The sequence below is a fragment of the Halospina sp. K52047b genome, from assembly GCF_008709855.1.
Lineage (GTDB): Bacteria > Pseudomonadota > Gammaproteobacteria > Pseudomonadales > Oleiphilaceae > Halospina > Halospina utahensis_B.
Genome location: NZ_VYJH01000003.1, coordinates 285,095 through 305,141, shown reverse-complemented (window position 1 = coordinate 305,141; position 20,047 = coordinate 285,095). Strand labels below are relative to the sequence as shown.

Sequence of the window (20,047 nt, the reverse complement as noted above, 5' to 3'; positions counted from 1 at the left end):
ACGGCATCAGGCCGCTGGTTCCGGCGTGAACGCGGCGAGAGGGTGCTCAGAACTGATCCGCAGATGCACCGGCGCGCCCACAGCCAGATCCAGCTCATGGTTGGTCCGCACCCGCAGGGCCTCGCCATCGCAGACGCGGATGGCGTAAAGCCGTGTCTCGCCCTCATACCGGCGCCACTCAACCACGCCGTTACCGTCCCGTGAGGGCACCACCGTCAGATCATCAGGGCGTACCATCAGGTCTACTTTCTCACCACTGGCGCCCTGGGTGATGGCGGTGGCGCTGCCAAGCGGCGTCGCCACCACAGGCCCGTCCCGGTGCCCACGCACGAAAGCCGCCTCTCCCAGGAACTGGGCGGCGAACCGGCTTGTTGGCTGGCTGAAGCACTGCTCCGGGGTATCGAGCTGTTCCAGGCGGCCGTTATTGAGAACCCCCAGGCGGTCCCCAACCGAAAGTGCCTCCTCCTGATCATGGGTCACCCAGAGCGCCGGCACTCCGGCCTCCTTGAGGGCCGTACGGATATCCCACCGAAGAGTGTCCTTGAGGGCGGCGTCCAGATTGGACAGCGGCTCATCCAGAAGCATCAGCTGGGGCTTGTGGGCCAGTGCCCGGGCCAGGGCGACACGCTGTTTCTGCCCGCCGGAAAGGCGCTCCGGCATGGCATCGGCCAGCGCTGTGAGCCCAAGCCGCTCCAGCCACTCATGGGCGGGCCCGCGATCGCTGAGACGGAAGGCGACATTGTCGATGACGCTGAGGTGGGGAAACAGCGCGAAGTCCTGGAATACCATCCCGACCCGCCGTTTCTCCGGCGGCACGTCCCGCTTTGGTGTAATCCGCTGATCCCCGAGCACGATCTCCCCGGCATCCGGGCGCACCAGCCCAGCGAGTGTACGCAGCACCGTGGTCTTGCCACAGCCGGTCGGCCCCACGAGCATCAGGATCTCGTCCGCGCCCAGACTGAAAGACAGATCCGCCAGTACGGGTGTCTGGCCGTAGGCAAGGCTCAGGTTGCGAACATCCAGCATGATTACCCCTTATTCTCTGCAAGGCCCGCTTTCAGGCCCCGCTCACCACTGACCATCAACACCAGCGCCACCCCTGAGATCACCACCAGAAGCAGGCCCGGAACGCCGGCACGGCCGAAGTACCCAGCCTCATAGACGCGCCAGAGCTCCGTGGCCAGGGTGTCGAACCCAGTCGGGCGCAGCATCAGTGTTGCGGGCAACTCGCGCATCGCCTCCAGAAATACCAGCGCCCCTCCGGCAACCACACCCCGCAGCGTCAGCGGCAGGCTCACGCGGCGGAACGCTTCCCAGCGGGAGGCCCCCAGAAGGCGGGCGGCGTGGGTCATGTTGTCGTCCACCCGCTCCGCCGTGGAGCGCACCGCGCCCACCGCCAACGGCAGGAACCGCAACATGTAGGCCAGCACCAGGAGGAACAGGGTCTGGTAAAGCACCGGCACCCTGAGCCCGAGATGGACCAGAGCCGTACCCATGACGATGCCAGGCACCCCGAAACCGAAGTAGGTCAGCCTGTCCATGACGCGGCCCGCAGGCCCTGCAAGCGCCGCATACGCGACCGGCAGCGCCAGCAGAACCGCGCCGAGTGCCGCCAGGGAGGCTGCCCAGGCCGAGTTGACCGCCGTCATGGGGTCAAAGCCGGCCAGACCATCACGCGCGATCCAGATACCGAAAAGTGCCAGAGGCAGCCCCACAGCCAGAGCAAAGACCAGCACCGCCAGTCCCATCATACCAGCTCCGGAGAGGGTACCGGGGGTCACAACCAGCGTGCGGCCGGGTCGTTCCTGCTCTGTTCCGAAGCGGCTTTCCAGAAACAGGATCAGACCCACAATCACCAGCAGGTGCAATGAGAGCATCGCGGCCTGGCTGAGACCAAAGGCATTGTATTCAACAAAGATCACACGGGTGAACGTGTCCACGCCCATGATGGCCGGCGTACCGAAATCCGAGAGCGTGTAGAGCGCCGCCAGCAGCGCGCCCGCCGCGATGCCCCGGCGCACCCGGGGCAGAACCGCCCGCCACAGGGCCTGCGGCAGCGACAGCCCCAGCGTACGCGCCGCATCCAGGACGCTGGCATCCAGCCCCCGCAGGGACGCCCGGGTGGTCAGCAGTACAAAGGGGAAGGTGTAGAGCGACATCACGACGGCCGCTCCGGTAAGACCGCGGAGTTCCGGTGTCGGAACGCCTGTCAGCTGCTCAATCTCGCCCCCGGGCCCGAAGGCCGCATAGAACGTGAAGGCACCGATGTAGCTCGGCATCGCCAGTGGTGCCGCCAGAAGAGGCAACCATAGACCACGCAGGGGAAGCCTGACATAGGCGGTCATGACCGCCAGAGGCACACCAAGAAAGAGCGACCCGACAACCGTCAGCCCGGCCAGCGCCAGTGACTGCCCCAGAACGTCCAGCCAGTGGGGGTCCCACAGGGTGTCCGCCCCGACACCCAGGTCCAGCAGGACCAGCAACGGCAGCACCGCCAGTATGGCAACGGGTGCGGCCAGCACATAGGAGACCGGCCAAGGCCTCATAACACTCCGGCATCACGCATCAGGTCCAGCGTCGGACGCATGTCCGCAAGGCGGGTCAGCTCAAGCTCGGGCGGCTGGATGCGATCCTCCGACGGCAGCCCCTCGGGCAGTTCCACACCACTGACCATCGGAATCTCATACGCCTCACGCGCCAGATAGGACTGGACCTCGGTGGTCAGCAGATAGCGGATGAAGTCCATGGCCACGGGGCGTTCCGACAGTGCCATGGCGCCGGAGGCATTCAGCAGTGAACCGGCGTCATCACGGGTCATGGCCAGGGCGACCGGGGCGTCCGGCTGGCCGGACAGCAGTCGAAGCGTGTAGTAGTGGTTGGCCAGCCCCAGATCCACTTCCCCCCGGGAAACACCCATAACGACACCGAACTCACCCGCGTACTGGCGGGCCCGGGCTTTCATGCCCAGGAGCCACTCGCGCGTGGCTTTTTCGCCCTCGAGCAGCCGCATGGCGGTGATGAAGGACTGGAACGAGCCATAGGCGGGTGCCCAGCCAACGCTGAGGTCCGTTTCCGGCAGAGCCATGATGTCTTCGGGAATCTGCTCCAGGCTCAGACGATCACTGTTGAAGGGCAGTGTTCTGATCCGACCGGAGACAGGCACCCAGTTATCGTAGCGGAACCCCTCTCTGAGCCCGGCACCAAGTGCCTCGGGAACGGGCTGGGCAAGGCCGGCATCACTGACCAGCCCCAGGGATCCGGAATCCACAGCCCAGAACAGATCCGCCTGCCGCACCCCGGCTTCCGCCTCTGCCACAATGGTGTTTGCCAGCGCCACCGTGGGGCCGCGGCGCACCTGCAGAGAGAGCCCCGGGTTGCGATCCCGGATGGCATTGATGACATCCTCATAGAGGCCGCCTTCGCCACGCCCCAGATAGAGCGTCAGCTCCCCCTCAAGCGCTGGCAGCGACTCAACGGAAAAGGGCGCCCCGCCCCTGCCGGCTGCCAGGCCGGGCAGAGGAAGAGCGCCCATAATACCGAGCGCGCCCAGAGCGCGCACCACATCCCTTCGGGTCACATCAGAACACATCGCCCTGACTCTCTTCGGCTTTCTGAAGCAGCTCCTGTGCCCGGCTGAGCTTCTCTTTCATGGCATCAACCTGAGCGGTCACCTCAGAGACAGGCGCGCCTTTCTCCAACTGCTGGGGCAGCGTCACGTTGAAGTCCTTCTCCAGCGACTCAACCAGTTCCGCGTCCTGCTCGATCAGTGCCCCCTCAATACCCTCGAAGATCTCCATGTAGGTGTCATGCACCAGCTCAGTGGCCTCTTCGGTCTCACCTTCAGCGTGCTCCACGGTGACCTTCTCCAGGTTGGTGATGATCCGGTCAACCGGGTCACCTCCCGCGGAATCAGCCTCCTGACCCTTATTGGAACCACCGGATGCCTGATGCTTTGAAGCCATCTTCACGGCGCCCAGACCCTGCCACAGCGCGGCTTCCAGAGCTGCCTTCTCCGCGCGGACACGCTCAATGCCGCTGTCATTGTCCACAGCTTCCTTGAAGCCATAGATGCCCTGCCAGATGGAGGCATAGACCGGCACATAGGTCACCTCCACCGCCGCGTGCAGCTTTACCTCTTCCCAGAGCTCAATGAGCTGATCCGTTTCCACGGCGTCCGGGCCGTTCTCGGCATAGGCTGCCGCCATGGTGTCAAGGCGGTCGGTGAACCGACCAACATCCTGTTCATAGGTGCCTAGATTGCTCTTGAGGTTCTGGACATGCTCACCAATCTCACCACTGGCCAAGGCACTGGTGGAGGCGAAGCCAACAGACACGGCCAGTGCCAGTGCTCCGGTAACTGCCGTAAAACGCTTACGCATCACGTTTCCCTCTATCCCAACCAATTTCGCAAACAATAACGATTCTCACCTCAACAGTAAAGGCATCGCGGCCTGCCACCCGGGCATGTGGTAAGCTCAGACAAGACTCACCCAGCAAAAGCAAGCATGACAAACCCTATCCACACTATTGCTCGGGTGGCCCACGACAACCGCGAATAGCTCAACGGGCTGCCTCTGAAGATGAAACTGCTAGACTGAACAATGAATGTGAAGGGATCTCGCGCAGACACCAACCTGAAACGATCAGAGATACGTTGCTGCAGAACGAAGATATTCTGAGACTGAGCCATAAGGTGGCCCAATCCGGGCACTGGTATATAAGGCTCAATGACAACACGCTCTTCTGGTCTGAAGAAGTGTTCCTCCTGCACGGGATGTCGCCCAACGCGATTCCCCCTACCGTGGACAATGCTCTCAGTTTCTACCACCCGAACGATCGTGATCGTGTTGAGGCATTGATCAACGAAACCATCGAGACGGGCAAGCCGCTGTCTTTCGATGCGCGCATCGTCCGCGTGGATGGAGACGTCCGCTGGGTGGAGACGCTGGGTGAACTCAAGAGCAGCCCGGCTTCCAATACAAGGTATCTGTTCGGGATATTCCGTGACATCACGGAGAACCAGCAACAGCGGATGCACAACCAGCGGCTGGCCTGGGTACTGGAAAACACCCAGGAACTCATACTGATGACGGACAGTAACGGCCGCATCAACTGGGCCAACAGCGCCTTTGAAACCCTCAGCGGTTACAGCCTGGAGGAGGCGCGGGGCCACGAGCCCGGTGACCTCCTACAGGGCCCGGAAACGGATCCACAAACCATTGCCTACATGCGCGACTGCGTGGCCCGCCAGCAGGGCTTTTCCTGCGAGGTTCTGAATTACACAAAAGGCGGCGCCCACTACTGGCTGCGCATCTCCTGCCAGCCTGAATTCGATTCAGACGGCAAGCTGTATGGCTTTAACTCGATCCAGACGGATATCACCCAGAGTAAGCAGATCCGCCTCGACCTGGAGGCCGAAATCAACGAGCGGTGCCGGCTTGAGGAACAGCTGCGGTACCTCGCCACCCATGATGAACTGAGCACCCTCCCCAACCGCCGGCACTTCCTCGAGCAGGCGGAGAAGGAAGTGGAACGGGCCATACGCCACGGGCGGCCGCTGAGCCTGCTGATGATCGACATGGACCATTTCAAGCGGATCAATGACCAGTACGGCCACAGCACCGGGGATGAAGTCATCCAAGCGTTTGCCGAACGCTGCCAGGGCATGCTGCGCAAATCGGACACGGCCGCCCGGATCGGCGGCGAGGAATTCTCGGTGCTGTTACCCGAGACAGGCAATGACTCCGGACGCCAGATGGCGGAGCGGCTGCGCAGCCTGATCGCCCACGAGCCAATCCACACCCAGGCCGGCCCTATTCACCTGACTCTGAGTATTGGTGTCAGCACCTATAGCAAGGCATCCCCGAGCGTTGAGGCGATGATCCAGGAAGCCGACAGGCATCTTTACGAGGCCAAGGATAACGGCCGGGACCAGGTCGTATAGGTCATCCGCTACGCCTGAGCCAAAACGCCGTACTCAGCTCGTCCCCGAAGTAACGCGCAAAGGCCCCGAGCACGCTCAGGTTCAGGTCCACCGGTTCGCCGTCCGCCAGATGGAAGATCTGCTGGTAGTACCAGGCCTGGGCGCCGAGGACGTTGATCATCTTCAGGGGCATCAGCGGGCTTGCCGGGGAGAACCAGCCGGTGTTGGCCAGGCGCAGGCGGGCCTCGTGGTTCACGGCCTGGTCAATCCGCTTCCCGATCAGCTCTTTCGGGGTATCCGGGTCCGTGCAAAGGGGCCGCCCGAGCCCGATCACGTCCAGCTCGCCACTGGCCAGGGCTTCTTCCATCAGGCTGCGGGTACGGAAGCCGCCAGTGACCATCAGCGGACACCGACAGACCTTACGGATCGCCTCAGCATACTCCAGGAAGTAGGCCTCCCGCGCACGGGTACTGGCCCGGACCGCGCCCGGCTCGCTCGCCGTGTCGGCATCGCCACTGTGGCCCAGAAGGCGCGGCTGCTCGTAAGTGCCGCCGGAGATCTCCAGAAGGTCGATGCCTTCATCATTGAGCCACTGCACCACCCGCAGGCACTCCTCGTGGTTGAACCCGCCTTTGCGGAAGTCGTCCGAGTTCAGCTTCACGGCCACCGGAAAGTCCGGCCCCACCGCCTCGCGGGCCGAGCGAACTGCTTCCAGAAGGAACCGTGCCCGGCTTTCAAGCGAGCCGCCCCAACGGTCCGCGCGCTGGTTGGTCACCGGGGAAAGGAACGAGGAGAGCAGATACCCGTGCGCCCCATGGATCTGGACGCCGGTAAAGCCCGCCGCCTTTGCGGTCCGCGCCACGCTCCCGAAGCGTTCGATGAAATCGAGGATCTCCGGATCGGTCAGTGCCCGCGGCCGCGCGTAGTTGCCCATCAACTCCAGCTGCACCTCAGAAGGGCCAACCGGCTCACTGGTCACGTAACGCGGTGACTGGCGCCCTGCGTGCGAGATCTGCATCCAGAGGTGGTTGCCGTTGCGTGTGCCCTCCCGCGCCCAGGCGCGCAGCGCCTCCATCCCGGCCGGCTCGCCCTCGGCCGGCACCGGGTCAATCGCCACATTGCCCGGGCGCTCCAGAACCCGCCGGTCGATCATTACGTTACCGGTGATCAGCAGGCCTGCACCACCGTCCGACCAGCGCCCGTAGAGCCGTTGATGGCGTTCCGTGGCATGCAGGTGTTGATCCGCCACGCCTTCGGTCATGGCGGCTTTGGCAAGACGATTGGGCAGTACAGAGCCGCAGGGCAGCGGCAGCGGTGTATCCAGCCCCGGGGAAGCCGTCATCAGAAAAAGGTCCCGTCCAGCGGCGATGAGGCGCTGGCGTAGGCCCGCTTCGGCATGCGCCCGGCCATGTAGGCATCGCGCCCTGCCTCAATCGCCTTGCGCATGGCGCCCGCCATCCGCACCGGGTCTTTTGCTTCCGCGATGGCGGTGTTCATCAGCACGCCGTCGCAGCCCAGCTCCATCGCCAGACTGGCATCCGAGGCCGTGCCCACGCCGGCATCCACCAGGATGGGCACACTGGCGTTCTCCACGATGGTGCGGATGTTGTAGCGGTTCTGGATGCCCAGCCCGGATCCGATGGGGGCACCCAATGGCATCACAGCTATGCACCCCATGCGCTCGAGCTTGAGGGCAATCAGGGGATCGTCGTTGGTATAGACCATGACCCGGAAGCCATCATCAATCAGCTGTTCCGCCGCTTTCAGGGTCTCGGTGACGTCCGGGTACAGGGTCTTCTCATCACCCAGAACCTCCAGCTTCACCAAGCTGTGCCCATCCAGAAGCTCGCGCGCCAGCTTACAGGTGCGCACCGCGTCCCTCGCCGAGTAACAACCCGCCGTGTTCGGCAGCAGCGTATACTTCTCCGGCGAGACAATATCGAGAAGACTCGGCTCATCCGGGTTCTGGCCCAGGTTGGTGCGGCGGACCGCCATGGTCACCATCTGCGACCCACTGGCCTCAATGGCATCCCGCGCCTGCTCCCAGCTGCCGTATTTACCGGTACCCACCAGCAGGCGGGAGCTGTAGGTGGTGCCGTCTATGGTGAGGGGGGTGTCCTGCGGGGATTCGTTGGTCATGGTGTCTCTCGTCTGGATCATGGGATCAGGGGGCAGGATCGCGGCCATGGCCGCTCCTACGGGGTCAGCCGCCGCCTATGGCGTGCACGATCTCGACCTGGTCTCCGGGCGCAAGCTGGTGTGACTCATGCTCACTGCGGGGCACGATCTCCTCGTTGACCTCCACGGCAATACGACGGCCGGTCAGCTCCAGGCGCTCGATCAGGGCCTGGATACTGGCGGTTTCGCCGACTTCGGTGTTTTCGCCGTTCAGGATAATGTTCATACTCTTAAACTGATGGTTGAGCCCATCAGCTTCAAGCCCCCAGCCGCAATCCAGTCACCACCAGACAGACCCATCCCACCAGGAACGCGACACCGCCGATCGGCGTAATGGCCCCCAGCACTTTCACACCACTGAGAACCAGTGTGTACAGGCTGCCACTGAACAGCAGGATGCCCACCAGAAAGGCCCAGGCCGCCGGTACCAGCCAGGAGGCATCCGGCCGGACGAGACCGATAAGCGCCACGCCCAGCAGGGCCAGGGCGTGGAACATCTGGTACTGCACCGCCGTCTGGAAGACGTTCATGTAATGCTCCGACAGCCTGCCTTCCAGCGCATGCGCCCCGAAGGCGCCCGCCGCCACGGCCAGTCCGCCCAGGATCGCGGCCACGCTCAGCCAGGTCCCTGCCGGGAAGCCGGCTTCAGTCGCAGGGTTCAACACGCGTCATCTCCTTTGTATCCAGATTCATTGCGGTGAGCTGGCCGTTATAGACGCAGCCTGTATCCAGCCCATGGATACCCTGCGTATTGGTTCGACCCTCCAGGGCGGCCCAGTGCCCGAAAATCAGTTCCACCGAATCCGGCCGCGGGTACTGGAACCAGGGCGCAAAACCATCGGGCGCCGCGCCAACCCCCTCTTTCGTCGCCAGATCCAGGGTGCCGTCCTCAGCGAGAAACCGCATGCGTGTGAAGTAGTTGGTGATCACCCGCGAGCGGTCCATCCCTTCAAGGGCGGCATCCCAGCGTTCGGGCCGGTTGCCGTACATTTCACGGAAGTAGCGCGGCGCCTGGTCACTCTGGAGCACTGCTTCCAGTTCACGGCTGTACCCCACCGCCTGCTCCGCCGTCCACAGGTGCGGAATACCGGCGTGCACCATCAGCAGGCCGCGCGCCTCATCCGGGATGGCAAAGTTCTGCTGCAGCATCCAATCGATCAGCTCATTGCGGTCCGGAGCCTCCAGGATCGCCTGAAGCGTATCCTTGGGCCGGGGCTCATGCCCGCCCAGCGCCACCGCCAGGAAGTGCATGTCATGGTTGCCCAGGGTCACCAGGGCATTGTCACCAAGGTCCCTCACCAGCCGCAGGGATTCCAGGGACTTGGGCCCCCGGTTGATGATGTCACCCACAAACCAGAGCCGGTCCCGGTCCGGGCTGAAGCCGATGCGGTCCATCAGGGCCCTCAGGCTGTCATGGCAGCCGTGAATGTCGCCGATGGCGTACTCACTCATTCCGTACTCCCGTTGGATGCCTGTGCGTACAGATCATTGGCCAGCATCACGTAATCCGCCAGCGTCAGGTTCTGGGGCCGGAGCGTAGGGTCGATGCCCAGCCGTGGCCAGTCTCCATCCCCGAACAACGGTGCCAGCGCCTTGCGCAGCGTCTTGCGGCGGGCATTGAAGGCCGTCCGTACGACTTTCGCCAGCAGCTCCGGGTCATGGGCCGGGTTGTCGATAGTCCCGTGGGGCACCAGCCGCACAATGGCGGACTCCACTTTGGGCGCTGGGCTGAAGGCACCCGAACCGACCGTGAACAACGGCTGCACCCGGCAGCGGTACTGGGTCATGATCGCCAGCCTTCCCCACTGGCTTTCCCCCGGCGCCGCGGCCATGCGCTCCACGACCTCCTTCTGGAGCATGAAGTGCATGTCGCGGATCACGTCGCTGAATTCGAACAGATGGAAGATCAGCGGCGTGGCGATGTTGTAGGGGAGGTTGCCCACTGCCCGGATCGGCCCCTTGCCGGCGATGGCACGGTAGTCAAACCGCAGGGCGTCGCCTTCGTGGATGACCAGCTCCGGATAGCGGAAGAACTGGGCCCGCAGGCCGGGGATCAGGTCCCGGTCCAGTTCGATCATCTGAAGGGACGGGCAGGCCTCCAGCAGCGGCTCGCTGAGTGCGCCCATGCCCGGACCAATCTCGACGAGGTTATCCTCGGGCGTCGGGTTGATGGCGCCCACGATGCGGTCGATCACCCCCGCGTCGTGCAGAAAGTTCTGGCCAAAGCGCTTGCGCGCCTGGTGTCCCAACGGCCGGCTCATGCGCGCTCCTGCCGTGTCCGCTCGCGTTGGCGTACCATGTGGGCCGCCGTCTGGATGGCCTCATGCAGGCTGCCCGCGTCGGCCTGGCCAGTAGCCGCAAGGTCCAGGGCCGTACCGTGATCCACGGAGGTGCGGATGATCGGCAGGCCCAGGCTGATGTTCACCGCCCGGCCAAACCCCTTGTGCTTGAGCACCGGCAGCCCCTGGTCGTGGTACATGGCCAGGACGGCATCCGCCTCTTCCAGGTTGTAGGGCGTGAACAGGGTATCCGCCGGCAACGGACCAATCAGGTTCATACCCTCGCTGTTCAGCCGTTCCAGAAGCGGTTCGATCACATCCATCTCTTCGCGGCCGAGATGCCCGCCTTCCCCGGCGTGCGGGTTGAGACCCGCGACCAGTATGCGCGGCTGGGCAATGCCGAAGTGCTTTCGCAGGTCGTCATTAAGGATGTGGAGCACCCGGCTGAGGCGGCTGCTGGTAATAGCATCCGGCACGTCACGCAATGGCAGGTGGGTAGTGGCCAGCGCCACGCGCAGCCCTTCGGTGGCCAGCATCATCACGACACCACTGGCGCCGGTTTTCTCCTGAAGGAACTCGGTGTGACCACTGAAGCGGATGCCGGCCTCATTGATCACCCCCTTGTGCACCGGCGCGGTGACCATGCCATCCACGATGCTGAGCTGGCAGGCCTCAACAGCCGCTTCCAGGGTCCGCAACACATAGCCCGCGTTCTCCGGGTCGAGCTTCCCGGCCCGGGTCGTCGCGACAGAGGCCACCGACCAGACCGGAAGCACACCGGCTCCGGTCGGAATGGGCTGATCCGGTTCCCAGGGCTCAATCCGCACGTCCAGTTCAAGCACCCTGGCCCGCTCACGCATCAGGTCAGCGTCCGCGATCACTACCAGTTCCGTTTCCCGCTCACGGTCAGCCAGAGTAAGACACAGATCCGGCCCGATGCCGGCAGGCTCACCGGCTGTTACCGCCAGCCGTACCGGACGGGTCAAAGCGTGCCCTCCATGCCACTGACCACGGTCTTGACGTCCACGTAGGCCTCCTCGCGGATCTGGCTCAGCCAGTTCTGGAGTTCCAGCTCGTACTGGCGTTGCTGCAGCGCCTGGCGGGCTTCATTGCGCCGGATTTCATCGCTCTGCTCCGCCACGCGCCTATCCTCAACCTTGAGGATATGCCATCCGAACCGTGAGCGGAACGGGTTACTGGTCTCGCCAACACCGGTCTCCATCATGGTGTCCTCGAACGCCGGCACCATTTCGCCGGGCCCGACCCAACCCAGTTCACCACCCTCAGAGACGGTACCGGGGTCATCCGAATACTCCTTGGCGAGCGCAGCGAAATCAGCTCCATTCTCCAGTTGCGACTCGATCTCGCGGATCAGTGACTCCGCCTCGGCGTCAGAGCGCTCCTGGGTATTGACCAGAATATGGCTCACCCTGCGCTGTTCCACTTCATTGGTATCCTGCCCCCGGCGGTCCAATGGTGTGACCACGTGGAAGCCACTGCTGCTCTGCAGCACCGGCGAAGGCTCGCCCACATCCAGGCGCGGGATCTCGCCGGCCACCAGCGACGGCAGCTCCTGACCGGAACGCCACCCCAGCTCACCGCCTTCCAGCGCGTTACGACCGTCAGATTCGGCAACCGCCAGCTCGCGGAAGTCGGCACCGTCCTCAAGCTGCTCCTGGATCGACTCCGCCTTGCTCCGGGCCGCCTGGACCGCTTCGTCGTTATTGAAGTTGTTCACCTCAATCAGGATGTGACCGAGCAGGTGTTCAATCCCGGAACGTTCACGCGCTTCCGCGGAACTCAGGAAGTTGTCCACCTCCCTTTCGGTAACACGCACGCGCCGGCCCACGCGCTGTTGCTGAACGCGGCTGACCAGCATCTCCCGGCGGATCTGCTCGCGCGCCTGCTGGAAACTCAGCCCCTCGCTGGACAGCGCCTGCTCGAAGGCGTTGAGACTGTTGAAGCCGTTGTTCCGGGCCACATTGCGCATGGCGCTGTTGAGCTCTGAGTCACCAATGCGAATGCCCATCTGGCGAGCCCGCTGGATCTGGATCTCCTCCAGGATGAGCTGGTCCAGAACCCGCTGGCGCAGCACGGATTCCGGTGGCAGCCGTGTGCCCTGGGCGCTCAGCCGTGAGCGGATCTGCTGGATCCGTGCCTGGAGCTCGGACTGCAGAACCACGCCCTCGTCCACCACGGCCACAACGCGGTCCAGCGGCTGGCGTTCGGCTCCGGCCGCCAGCATGGGCAGGCAGGCCAGGAATACCAGGGCCAGCAGGCTTGAAGGGCGCTGTCGTTTCGGAATCATGCTTACCTCAGTCTGAATGGGTTCAGGGCCATCGTTCCTGCGCCGGGCGCCGCAGCTGTTCGGGCGTTGGGCGCTCTCTGATGGCAGTGCGCTGATCAAAGCCGGGAATGGCATCACGGGCGGTATCCTGGGCATCGCCACTGCCACCCAGCCCGAGCAGCTGGATCTGGAACAGGAACCGGGTATCCAGTCCCTCATCCCGGGTACGGTAACGCTGGGCCACGAGCTGCAGGTTCCAGCAGCAGCTGCTGTACTCAAGTCCCAGCAGTGTGCCCGCTGTCTCCCTATTCTCCATATCGTAGAGCCAGCGGCCAATCAGGCTCGTCTGTTCGCCCAGCGCCAGCACCGTGCTCACATCCGACTGCTCCAGGTCGGTGTCCGCATCATAGGTGTGGCCGGCGTTGAACAGATAGCGGTAGTCGCTGGTATGGAAGCGGAACTGGCTCCGCCCACGAACGGTCTCACGTTCATCCGCGTCCCACTGTCCCGTGACCCGAAGGTCCATGGTCTCCAGCGGCCGCAGCACGAGCTCACCGGCGTACGGGGAACGCCTTTCCTCCGTGGTGCCAGCTCCATTGAGCGCCACCTCTTCATCGTCAAAACGGTGGATCTGGCCAAGGCTCACGCGGGCCCGCTCGATTCCGGCGTCCATATCATACACGCGCGAGGTCAGCGCCGTCGTGAGGCGGTTGTTATCCCCCACACGGTCCCCTCCCACAAAACGGTCACGGGCGAAGAGCTGGTTGAAGTTGAAGGAGTTGAGCCGGGTATCAAAGACAGGGATACCGTCCTGCTCGCGCTCCGGTGAGTACACGTAATACAGCCGCGGCTCCAGCGTCTGGTTGTAGAAGCTGTCGCCCACATCAAAGAAGCGGTCGAAGTAGAGCCCGGCATCCACGTCCGCAAAGGGTACGCTGCGACTGAAGCGCTCATCCCGTTCAATGTCGTCCAGCTCGTACTGGGTATGGTCCAGCATCACCGACGTGCCGATGAATCCCGGCAGCCCCCGCAGCTCCCACCCCACTTCCGGGCGCGTCCGCAGGCGGTGGCCAATGGCCGCCTGGTCACCCTGAAGATCGCCATTTTCACGCCAGAAGTAGTTGTACTCCGTATCCTGGGCGACATACCAGTTACCACTGCTGGCATTGAGATCCAGCTGCAGCCTTGGCAGCTGGTTGTAAGGGCGGCTGGCTTCCGGGATCGCGGGGTCGATGGTCTGGAAGCCACGCAGTGCCGCGGAAAAACTCACGCCGGGCTGACTGTAGCGGAGCCGTCCATCCCGGCGCAGATGGGTGTTCTGCTGGATGTCCAGGGTCCGGTTGAGGTCACTGGAATAGTCGTCGTCTGAGACCGCCGCGTAATCCAGATCCCCCCGCCAGCCGCCACCGAAGTCGGCATCACTGGTGACATCCAGGCCCCAGCGCTTGCCGTCCATACCAGGATTCTCCGACTCGAATTCAGAGTCACTGTCGATAAAGCCCAGCTGTACATCCGTCTGCCCGAAGCGACTCAGATAGCGGGTCTCAAGCTCCGAGAAGTACCCCCGACCATGGATATACTGCGGGGTATAGGTCGCATCGTAGTGGGGCGCCAGATTCATGTAGAAAGGCGTGGCAAGGAACAGCCCGCTGCCGGCATTGGAACTGCCGAACGTTGGGTACAGGAAACCGGTATGACGGCGATCATCGATCGGGAACCGTATCCAGGGCACGTACATCACCGGCACATCCTTCACCCGCAGCCGGACATTGCGGGCGGTGCCGAAGCCACTTGCCTGATCCAGGTCAACCCCGCTCGCCGCCAGCGACCAGTCATTGCGGCCGGGCTGGCAGGTGGTCATGACGGCCTGATCAATGCGCATGGCCTCTTCCCCGGTGCGCTTGATACGACCGGCACTGCCGCGCATATGGGCATCATGGAGCAGGAAGCGGGCAGTATTGAGGGTCAGGCTGCCGCCCTCATCGCTGGCCTCGGCTTCATTGCCGGTCAGCAGCACCCCGTTGGCGCGGCTGACCACGCCGCCACTGAGGTTGAGCATGCCGCTGCTCTGGTTGTACTGGGCACGGTCACTGCGTGCCCGGAGCTCGCCCTGGCGTACCCGCACGTCACCGCTCAGGTCCAGGGTCTCGTCCATACGGTACCGGGCCTCTCGACTGGTGATATGGACAGGCCTGCCGTCACCTTCTCCCACAGGGGCGTCATCGGCACTGCTGGATTCAAGTGCCGGAGGGCGATAGGCGCCGCCACAGTAGGCCGGCACCTTTTCCTGCAGTTCCGGGGGCAGCTGCTCCCACTCCACCCAATCGATGGCGGCGGCCGAGCGGGGTTCCTGGGCCTGCGCGGACACACAGGCGAGCGTGATGCTGGCAGCCAGCATCCGGAGTCGCCCGGCGCGGTTGTTTGTCCACTTCTGTATTGCCACTCACCCTCTCCGGAGCGTCCACCGGCATGCGGCTGAAACAGGGGCACAGTCTACATGGGCCACTGCAGCATGTTAACGCTCTCTGGCCAGCTGGCAGAGGGTTAATGCAGAATACAACACATCTGAAAGGTGCTGCCTGGCGCGGCGCCCATTAACGGGAGCAACCATGGATCAACGCTACGACGCCATGCTGGCCTGGCTGGACCAGTGCCTCGGAACGGCGCCGCGGACACCGGAACCGGTGGCCGGCGATGCCAGTTTCCGGCGCTATTTCCGTGTGCAGACCCCGGAGGGCTCCCGGATCGTGATGGATGCCCCGCCGGAGAAGGAATCCTGCGGGGCCTTTGTGGCGCTGACACATCACTGGCACGAACACGGCCTGCATGTGCCGGCACTGCTGGCCGAGGATCAGGCGCAGGGGTTCCTGCTGCTGGAGGATCTGGGCGACCGGCTCTACCTGGATGAACTCACCAGCGAGGCAAGCGCGGACCGGCTTTACGGCGAAGCCCTCAGTGCGCTGGTCCGCCTTCAGGGCCTGTCCTCACCGCCGGACCATCCCCTGCCGTCCTATGACCGCGAGCGCCTGCAGCAGGAGATGCAGCTTTTCCCGGACTGGCTTCTGGAACAGAAGCTCGGCCTAAAGCTCTCCAGCCAGGAGCAGGCCATGCTGGCGACCACCTTCGCCACCCTGACCGAGTCCGCCCTCGCCCAGCCCCGGGTTACGGTCCACCGTGACTACCACTCCCGGAACCTGCTGGTGACGGACAATAACAGCCCCGGCATCATCGACTTCCAGGACGCGGTCACCGGCCCCATCACCTATGACGCTGCCTCACTGCTGCGGGACTGCTACGTCGCCTGGCCGCTCGAAAAGGTCTACCAGTGGCTGGAGGCCTACCGCCTGGAGGCGCGGGAGGCCGGCCTGCATCAGGCGGACGAGGCCACCTTCCGCCAGTGGTTCGAGCTCATGGGCATCCAGCGCCACCTCAAGGCCAGCGGCATCTTCGCGCGGCTCGACCAGCGCGATGGCAAGCCGCGCTACCTGGCGGACATCCCGCGCACCCTGGCTTACATCATCTCGGCCGCACGGCGTCAGCCGGCGCTCGAACACTTCGGGGACTGGCTCGCGGAACGCGTGGCACCGGCCGTGGAACCCATGGCGGGGGCCACATGAAGGCCATGATCCTGGCAGCCGGGCGCGGCGAACGCCTGCGGCCACTGACCCTGGAGACCCCCAAGCCGCTGTTGCCGGTGGGCGGTCGGCCGATGATCCAGTGGCACATCGAGGCCCTGGTGCGGGCCGGTGTTCCCGATATCGTCATCAACACCGCCTGGCTGGGCGAGCGGATTGAAGCCGAGCTCGGCGATGGCGCCCATCTGGGGGCCCGCATTGAATACTCCCGGGAGGGGGAGCCGCTGGAGACTCTGGGCGGATTACGCCGGGCGCTGCCGATGCTCACGGAAACAGGCAATGAATTCCTGGTCATCAACGGGGATGTCTGGACGGATTTCGACATGGCCGCGCTTGCCACCACGCCACTGGGGGAAGATCTGGATGCCCACCTGGTCCTGGTGCCGAACCCGGCCCACCACAGTGGCGGGGATTTCGCACTGGCCAATGGCCGGATAACCAGGGACCAGGGTGAATCGCTCACCTTTGCCGGAATCAGCCGGCTGAACCGACGCCTGATCGACAGTGCACCGGATGAAGAGGACCGGCTTGGCCCCATTCTGCGCACCGCCTGCCAGCAGGGGCGGGTGAGCGGCCTCCGCCATGACGGTCACTGGGTGGATGTTGGCACCCCAGAGCGCCTCGAGACGGCGCGCACACTGGCAGGGAGTGGTGCTGCCCCATGAGCGCGAAACACAGCCACAACAGTACGGACGCACTGCCGGAGAACCTTTCCGACCTGCTCCGTGAGCTGGCGTCCTGCGGCCATCACGGCGCCCGGCTCCTGGAACGCACCGGTCTGCCCCGATGGGCACGCGGCACACTGTTCCGGCTGATGGGCTATGTGGCCAAGGCGGACGGCCGGGTGACCGAGCTGGACATCCGCTACGGCGAGTCCCTGATGCGCAATTTCAATGCAGGGCCCCGTCAGCGCCGCCGGCTGATCCGGCGCTTCACTAACGGCAAGCAGGATACCCAGCCGGTGGTGCCCCTGTGGTTCCGGCTGCTCACGCGCCGCTGGCCGGATTCAGCGCTGCGCCTGAGCATGGCGCTGGCGCACCTGTGCTACCAGGACGGCCCGGATTCGGCCGCCCGCATTGCCCGCTGCCACACCGCCATCATCGCCACCGGCCTGCCGGCCACCGCCAGCAACCGCATCCTTCAGAGCTACCGGGGCAAGGTCTGGATCACTTCCCCGGGCGAAGGCACCAGCGAAACGCCCCTGACCGGTCTCGCCCGCGCCTGCCAGGTGGTTGGTGGCAAACCCTCGGATTCACTGGAGACCCTGCGCCAGGCTTACCGCAAACAGCGCAGCCTCTATCATCCGGACCGCGTCCAGCACACGGACATGGACCCGGAGCTGGCCCGGGCCCGATTGGAGGAGATCCACAAGGCCTGGGATCTGATCAACCGGCGTCATCCGGAGGCGCGCTGAGCACGGCAGGGCCGCTGAGAAGGGGAATGCGCCATTCCAGCGCATCCAGCAGGTTCTTGACCGCCAGCCCCAGCTCCGTATCCCCCTCGATCACCAGCTGACGCTGGAAAAACAGGCGGTCCGGGTCCTCCCGACGCTCCGCCAGGCGCCGGAAGGCTTCCGTGGTGCCCCGTATGGTCGCCTCGGGCGCTGCGTCCGCCATTCGCAGGCGTCCACCCCAGAACCCCAGGGTCACCCCGGTGGTGGCGTCTTCCAGTTCGAGCCGCAGCACACGCCCTTCCAGCTCCTCGAAATCACCCTCTACCAGGGCTTCGGCAAAAAGGTGATTCAGGGGTACTTCCACCAGCCCCTGCTTGAGCCCCCAGGGCAGCCGGGCATCCACCAGCGGAATCAGGCTGCGCGCCATTCGGTCCAGTGTCTGCTTCATGGGGTCTGACTCCAGTCCATGCCCGGCCGGCCATACCAGTAGCCGTCACAGGGGGGCGCCTCCGCCAGGTGAAGCGGATGACGCTCTGGCATGTCTCCCTGACGCGCCCGGTCGAAACGTGCCACGACCTCCGCCATACCTTCGTGCTCCGGGCTCAAGCGCACGGCGTCCACGCCCAGCCCCTGCATGTCCGGCAGCTCCCGCATCAGGTCATAGCGGGCGCCGGACAGGGTGCTGGTGCCATTGAGCCGGAAAACATCCTGATGCTCCCGGGACCTGAGAGCCAACCCGTCCGGATGCTGCTGACAGACGAACTCGCAGCGGTCCTTGGGCTTGCCGTAGTAGCGTGCGGTGAAGCAGCGTGAGGACCAGGCCAGTGGCAGAAAGCCCCAGGCGAAGACTTCCACCGGCGCATGCAGGGACTGCTCATACAGCGTGGTCTGCATGTCGGCGAGCGTATCGCGGCTCAGTTCCACTGGCAGGCACCAGCGCTGCAGGCCCCGGCGCAGCAGAACCCGCAGTGTTGCGGGATTGTAGACGTTCATGGAGGGGCCAGTGACGAACGGCAGGCCGGCCTCGATCACCATGTTCAGCGCACTCTGATCGTTGGCCTCGACCAGGAATTCGCCGTTGTCCCGGATGCGGCGCAGGGTGCGCAGGTCCGCTTCGGATTCGATCAACGTCTGGCTCGAAAGCACCACCTCCTTGCCGCAGTCGCGCAGATCGCGGGCCAGATCCATCCAGTCCGCCACCTTCATGTCCCGGCGGCGGGAACACACCACCTCGCCGAGATAGATGGTCTCCACCGGCCATTCGGCCGCTTCGGCGTAGAAGTTGAGCACATCCTGGCGGGGCCAGTACCAGAGAATCGGCCCCAGTGAGAGTTTCATCGTCATTTCCAGCTCCGGGTCCATGCGCCCAGTGTGGTCTGCCCACCCTCGGACAGGTCGCCCAGCGTGCGCTGCCATTCCGGGGCGGGTTCAAAGGTCTCGGGATCCGCTTTCACGCGGTCGATCGCCGCCCGCCAGGTTTCGGCCACCTGACCGCTGTAGGCGGGGCTGCGCTGCCGCCCTTCGATCTTGACGGCGGAAACACCAAGGCGGTGCAGCTCCGGAAGCAGATCCATGGTGTTGAGACTGGTGGGTTCCTCAATGGCGTGGTAGACGGCCCCCTCCACTTCAAAGCGCCCCTTGCACAGGGTCGGGTAGCCCGCCTGCTCATCACCGGCGAAACGGTCGATCAGTACCCCGTTGAGCCGGGCCTCCAGATCATCGCCCTTCTCCTCCCAGCGCACGGCCTTTGCGGGTGAACAGGCACCACAGGTATTCGGGGACTCGTCGGTCAGATAGGAAGACAGATAACAGCGCCCCTCGGCCATGATGCAGAGACTGCCGAAAGCGAACACTTCCAGTTCCACCGGGGAATGCCCGGCCACCTGCCGCACCTGATCCATGGACAGGACCCTGGGGAGCACGGCGCGGCTGATACCGAACTCCCGGTGATAGAACCGCAGTGCTTCATGGCTGGTGGCCGAGCCCTGTACGGAAAGATGGCGCGGAATCCCGGGATGGTGACGGGCCGCATGGTCCAGCAGCCCCATATCCGCCAGGATCAGGGCATCAAACCCCAGGTCCGCCGCCCGGTCCAGCGTTGACGTCCAGTGCTTCCAGCCCGCGGGCTGCGGGTAAGTGTTGAGGGCACAGAAAACGCGTGTGCCACGTTGGCGGGCGTACTCCATCCCCTCGCGCATGCGCTTTTCGGTGAAGTTGAGGCCGGCGAACTGGCGGGCGTTGGTGTGGTCGCGGAAGCCGATGTAGACGGCATCCGCTCCCGCATCAACAGCCGCCTTGAGAGCGGGCAGGCTGCCCGCCGGGCAGACGAGTTCCATGGGAGCCTCCGGTGGC

General features: G+C 64.4%; 20 protein-coding genes. 4 read left to right on the top strand and 16 right to left on the bottom strand.

The window, feature by feature from the left end; all coding sequences use genetic code 11:
* Positions 1 to 6: 6 nt before the first annotated feature.
* The 4 genes from F3089_RS06030 to F3089_RS06015 are packed head-to-tail and all read right to left on the bottom strand — an operon-like array spanning position 7 to position 4,379.
* Entirely contained in the window at positions 7 to 1,026 is a 1,020-nt protein-coding gene (locus F3089_RS06030; RefSeq protein ID WP_151439920.1) for an ABC transporter ATP-binding protein, read from the bottom strand.
* A 2-nt stretch (positions 1,027 to 1,028) separates the two neighbouring features.
* Positions 1,029 to 2,546: an ABC transporter permease gene (locus F3089_RS06025; protein ID WP_151439919.1), complete on the bottom strand. Its 1,518-nt coding sequence runs from the start codon at positions 2,544 to 2,546 to the stop codon at positions 1,029 to 1,031.
* Positions 2,543 to 3,577: a substrate-binding domain-containing protein gene (locus tag F3089_RS06020; protein ID WP_151439918.1), complete on the bottom strand. Its 1,035-nt coding sequence runs from the start codon at positions 3,575 to 3,577 to the stop codon at positions 2,543 to 2,545. The genes F3089_RS06025 and F3089_RS06020 overlap by 4 nt, the downstream gene beginning before the upstream one ends.
* 1 nt (position 3,578) lies before the next feature.
* Complete coding sequence (locus F3089_RS06015; RefSeq protein WP_151439917.1) at positions 3,579 to 4,379, bottom strand: hypothetical protein; 801 nt, start codon at positions 4,377 to 4,379, stop codon at positions 3,579 to 3,581.
* Between the two features lie 275 nt (positions 4,380 to 4,654).
* Here F3089_RS06015 and F3089_RS06010 point away from each other — a divergent pair, with 275 nt between their 5' ends.
* Positions 4,655 to 5,944 carry a sensor domain-containing diguanylate cyclase gene (locus F3089_RS06010; RefSeq protein ID WP_151439916.1) on the top strand — a complete coding sequence of 430 codons (1,290 nt, stop codon included), beginning with the start codon at positions 4,655 to 4,657 and terminating at the stop codon, positions 5,942 to 5,944.
* A gap of 1 nt (position 5,945) precedes the next feature.
* Here the strand turns inward: F3089_RS06010 and F3089_RS06005 are convergent, their stop codons facing one another.
* The 9 genes from F3089_RS06005 to F3089_RS05965 form a co-directional block, all read right to left on the bottom strand.
* Positions 5,946 to 7,265, bottom strand: a complete 1,320-nt coding sequence (locus tag F3089_RS06005) for an NADH:flavin oxidoreductase/NADH oxidase family protein (protein WP_151439915.1) — start codon at positions 7,263 to 7,265, stop codon at positions 5,946 to 5,948.
* Positions 7,265 to 8,062 (bottom strand): thiazole synthase, encoded by a 798-nt coding sequence (locus tag F3089_RS06000; protein ID WP_151440047.1) that lies wholly within the window; start codon positions 8,060 to 8,062, stop codon positions 7,265 to 7,267. Before F3089_RS06000 ends, F3089_RS06005 begins: the two co-directional genes overlap by 1 nt.
* A gap of 64 nt (positions 8,063 to 8,126) precedes the next feature.
* Entirely contained in the window at positions 8,127 to 8,327 is a 201-nt protein-coding gene (gene thiS, locus F3089_RS05995; RefSeq protein WP_151439914.1) for a sulfur carrier protein ThiS, read from the bottom strand.
* A gap of 31 nt (positions 8,328 to 8,358) precedes the next feature.
* Positions 8,359 to 8,763, bottom strand: coding sequence for a DUF423 domain-containing protein (locus F3089_RS05990; RefSeq protein ID WP_225741691.1), 405 nt, complete (start codon positions 8,761 to 8,763; stop codon positions 8,359 to 8,361).
* Positions 8,747 to 9,553, bottom strand: a complete 807-nt coding sequence (locus F3089_RS05985) for a symmetrical bis(5'-nucleosyl)-tetraphosphatase (protein WP_151439913.1) — start codon at positions 9,551 to 9,553, stop codon at positions 8,747 to 8,749. The genes F3089_RS05990 and F3089_RS05985 overlap by 17 nt, the downstream gene beginning before the upstream one ends.
* Entirely contained in the window at positions 9,550 to 10,362 is an 813-nt protein-coding gene (gene rsmA, locus F3089_RS05980) for a 16S rRNA (adenine(1518)-N(6)/adenine(1519)-N(6))-dimethyltransferase RsmA (RefSeq protein WP_151439912.1), read from the bottom strand. The genes F3089_RS05985 and rsmA overlap by 4 nt, the downstream gene beginning before the upstream one ends.
* Positions 10,359 to 11,366: a 4-hydroxythreonine-4-phosphate dehydrogenase PdxA gene (gene pdxA, locus F3089_RS05975; protein ID WP_151439911.1), complete on the bottom strand. Its 1,008-nt coding sequence runs from the start codon at positions 11,364 to 11,366 to the stop codon at positions 10,359 to 10,361. The genes rsmA and pdxA overlap by 4 nt, the downstream gene beginning before the upstream one ends.
* Entirely contained in the window at positions 11,363 to 12,688 is a 1,326-nt protein-coding gene (locus F3089_RS05970) for a peptidylprolyl isomerase (RefSeq protein ID WP_151439910.1), read from the bottom strand. Before F3089_RS05970 ends, pdxA begins: the two co-directional genes overlap by 4 nt.
* 22 nt (positions 12,689 to 12,710) lie before the next feature.
* Positions 12,711 to 15,110 (bottom strand): LPS-assembly protein LptD, encoded by a 2,400-nt coding sequence (locus F3089_RS05965; protein WP_225741690.1) that lies wholly within the window; start codon positions 15,108 to 15,110, stop codon positions 12,711 to 12,713.
* Between the two features lie 166 nt (positions 15,111 to 15,276).
* Between F3089_RS05965 and F3089_RS05960 the strand changes: the two genes are divergently transcribed.
* From F3089_RS05960 to F3089_RS05950, 3 genes are read left to right on the top strand one after another with little or no spacing between them, the layout of a single operon-like run.
* Complete coding sequence (locus F3089_RS05960; protein ID WP_151439909.1) at positions 15,277 to 16,284, top strand: aminoglycoside phosphotransferase family protein; 1,008 nt, start codon at positions 15,277 to 15,279, stop codon at positions 16,282 to 16,284.
* Entirely contained in the window at positions 16,281 to 16,967 is a 687-nt protein-coding gene (murU, locus tag F3089_RS05955; protein WP_151439908.1) for an N-acetylmuramate alpha-1-phosphate uridylyltransferase MurU, read from the top strand. Before F3089_RS05960 ends, murU begins: the two co-directional genes overlap by 4 nt.
* Positions 16,964 to 17,716 (top strand): co-chaperone DjlA, encoded by a 753-nt coding sequence (locus tag F3089_RS05950; protein WP_151439907.1) that lies wholly within the window; start codon positions 16,964 to 16,966, stop codon positions 17,714 to 17,716. Before murU ends, F3089_RS05950 begins: the two co-directional genes overlap by 4 nt.
* Here the strand turns inward: F3089_RS05950 and ubiT are convergent.
* Genes ubiT through ubiU form a run of 3 tightly spaced genes read right to left on the bottom strand, consistent with a single transcriptional unit; the run spans position 17,688 to position 20,031 of the window.
* Entirely contained in the window at positions 17,688 to 18,143 is a 456-nt protein-coding gene (gene ubiT / locus F3089_RS05945; protein ID WP_225741689.1) for a ubiquinone anaerobic biosynthesis accessory factor UbiT, read from the bottom strand. The genes F3089_RS05950 and ubiT overlap by 29 nt on opposite strands.
* Complete coding sequence (locus F3089_RS05940) at positions 18,140 to 19,033, bottom strand: U32 family peptidase (protein ID WP_151440043.1); 894 nt, start codon at positions 19,031 to 19,033, stop codon at positions 18,140 to 18,142. Before F3089_RS05940 ends, ubiT begins: the two co-directional genes overlap by 4 nt.
* A 2-nt stretch (positions 19,034 to 19,035) precedes the next feature.
* Positions 19,036 to 20,031 (bottom strand): ubiquinone anaerobic biosynthesis protein UbiU, encoded by a 996-nt coding sequence (gene ubiU / locus F3089_RS05935; protein WP_151439906.1) that lies wholly within the window; start codon positions 20,029 to 20,031, stop codon positions 19,036 to 19,038.
* Positions 20,032 to 20,047 lie beyond the last annotated feature (16 nt).

What these genes read in the sequence shown, in the direction of transcription:
- F3089_RS06030 (WP_151439920.1), bottom strand. Translation starts at nt 1,026, where the DNA reads ATGCTGGATGTTCGCAACCTGAGCCTTGCCTACGGCCAGACACCCGTA.
- F3089_RS06025 (WP_151439919.1), bottom strand. Translation starts at nt 2,546, where the DNA reads ATGAGGCCTTGGCCGGTCTCCTATGTGCTGGCCGCACCCGTTGCCATA.
- F3089_RS06015 (WP_151439917.1), bottom strand. Translation starts at nt 4,379, where the DNA reads ATGCGTAAGCGTTTTACGGCAGTTACCGGAGCACTGGCACTGGCCGTG.
- F3089_RS06005 (WP_151439915.1), bottom strand. Translation starts at nt 7,265, where the DNA reads ATGACGGCTTCCCCGGGGCTGGATACACCGCTGCCGCTGCCCTGCGGC.
- F3089_RS06000 (WP_151440047.1), bottom strand. Translation starts at nt 8,062, where the DNA reads ATGACCAACGAATCCCCGCAGGACACCCCCCTCACCATAGACGGCACC.
- thiS (WP_151439914.1), bottom strand. Translation starts at nt 8,327, where the DNA reads ATGAACATTATCCTGAACGGCGAAAACACCGAAGTCGGCGAAACCGCC.
- F3089_RS05985 (WP_151439913.1), bottom strand. Translation starts at nt 9,553, where the DNA reads ATGAGTGAGTACGCCATCGGCGACATTCACGGCTGCCATGACAGCCTG.
- rsmA (WP_151439912.1), bottom strand. Translation starts at nt 10,362, where the DNA reads ATGAGCCGGCCGTTGGGACACCAGGCGCGCAAGCGCTTTGGCCAGAAC.
- F3089_RS05970 (WP_151439910.1), bottom strand. Translation starts at nt 12,688, where the DNA reads ATGATTCCGAAACGACAGCGCCCTTCAAGCCTGCTGGCCCTGGTATTC.
- F3089_RS05960 (WP_151439909.1), top strand. Translation starts at nt 15,277, where the DNA reads ATGGATCAACGCTACGACGCCATGCTGGCCTGGCTGGACCAGTGCCTC.
- murU (WP_151439908.1), top strand. Translation starts at nt 16,281, where the DNA reads ATGAAGGCCATGATCCTGGCAGCCGGGCGCGGCGAACGCCTGCGGCCA.
- F3089_RS05950 (WP_151439907.1), top strand. Translation starts at nt 16,964, where the DNA reads ATGAGCGCGAAACACAGCCACAACAGTACGGACGCACTGCCGGAGAAC.
- ubiT (WP_225741689.1), bottom strand. Translation starts at nt 18,143, where the DNA reads ATGAAGCAGACACTGGACCGAATGGCGCGCAGCCTGATTCCGCTGGTG.
- F3089_RS05940 (WP_151440043.1), bottom strand. Translation starts at nt 19,033, where the DNA reads ATGAAACTCTCACTGGGGCCGATTCTCTGGTACTGGCCCCGCCAGGAT.
- ubiU (WP_151439906.1), bottom strand. Translation starts at nt 20,031, where the DNA reads ATGGAACTCGTCTGCCCGGCGGGCAGCCTGCCCGCTCTCAAGGCGGCT.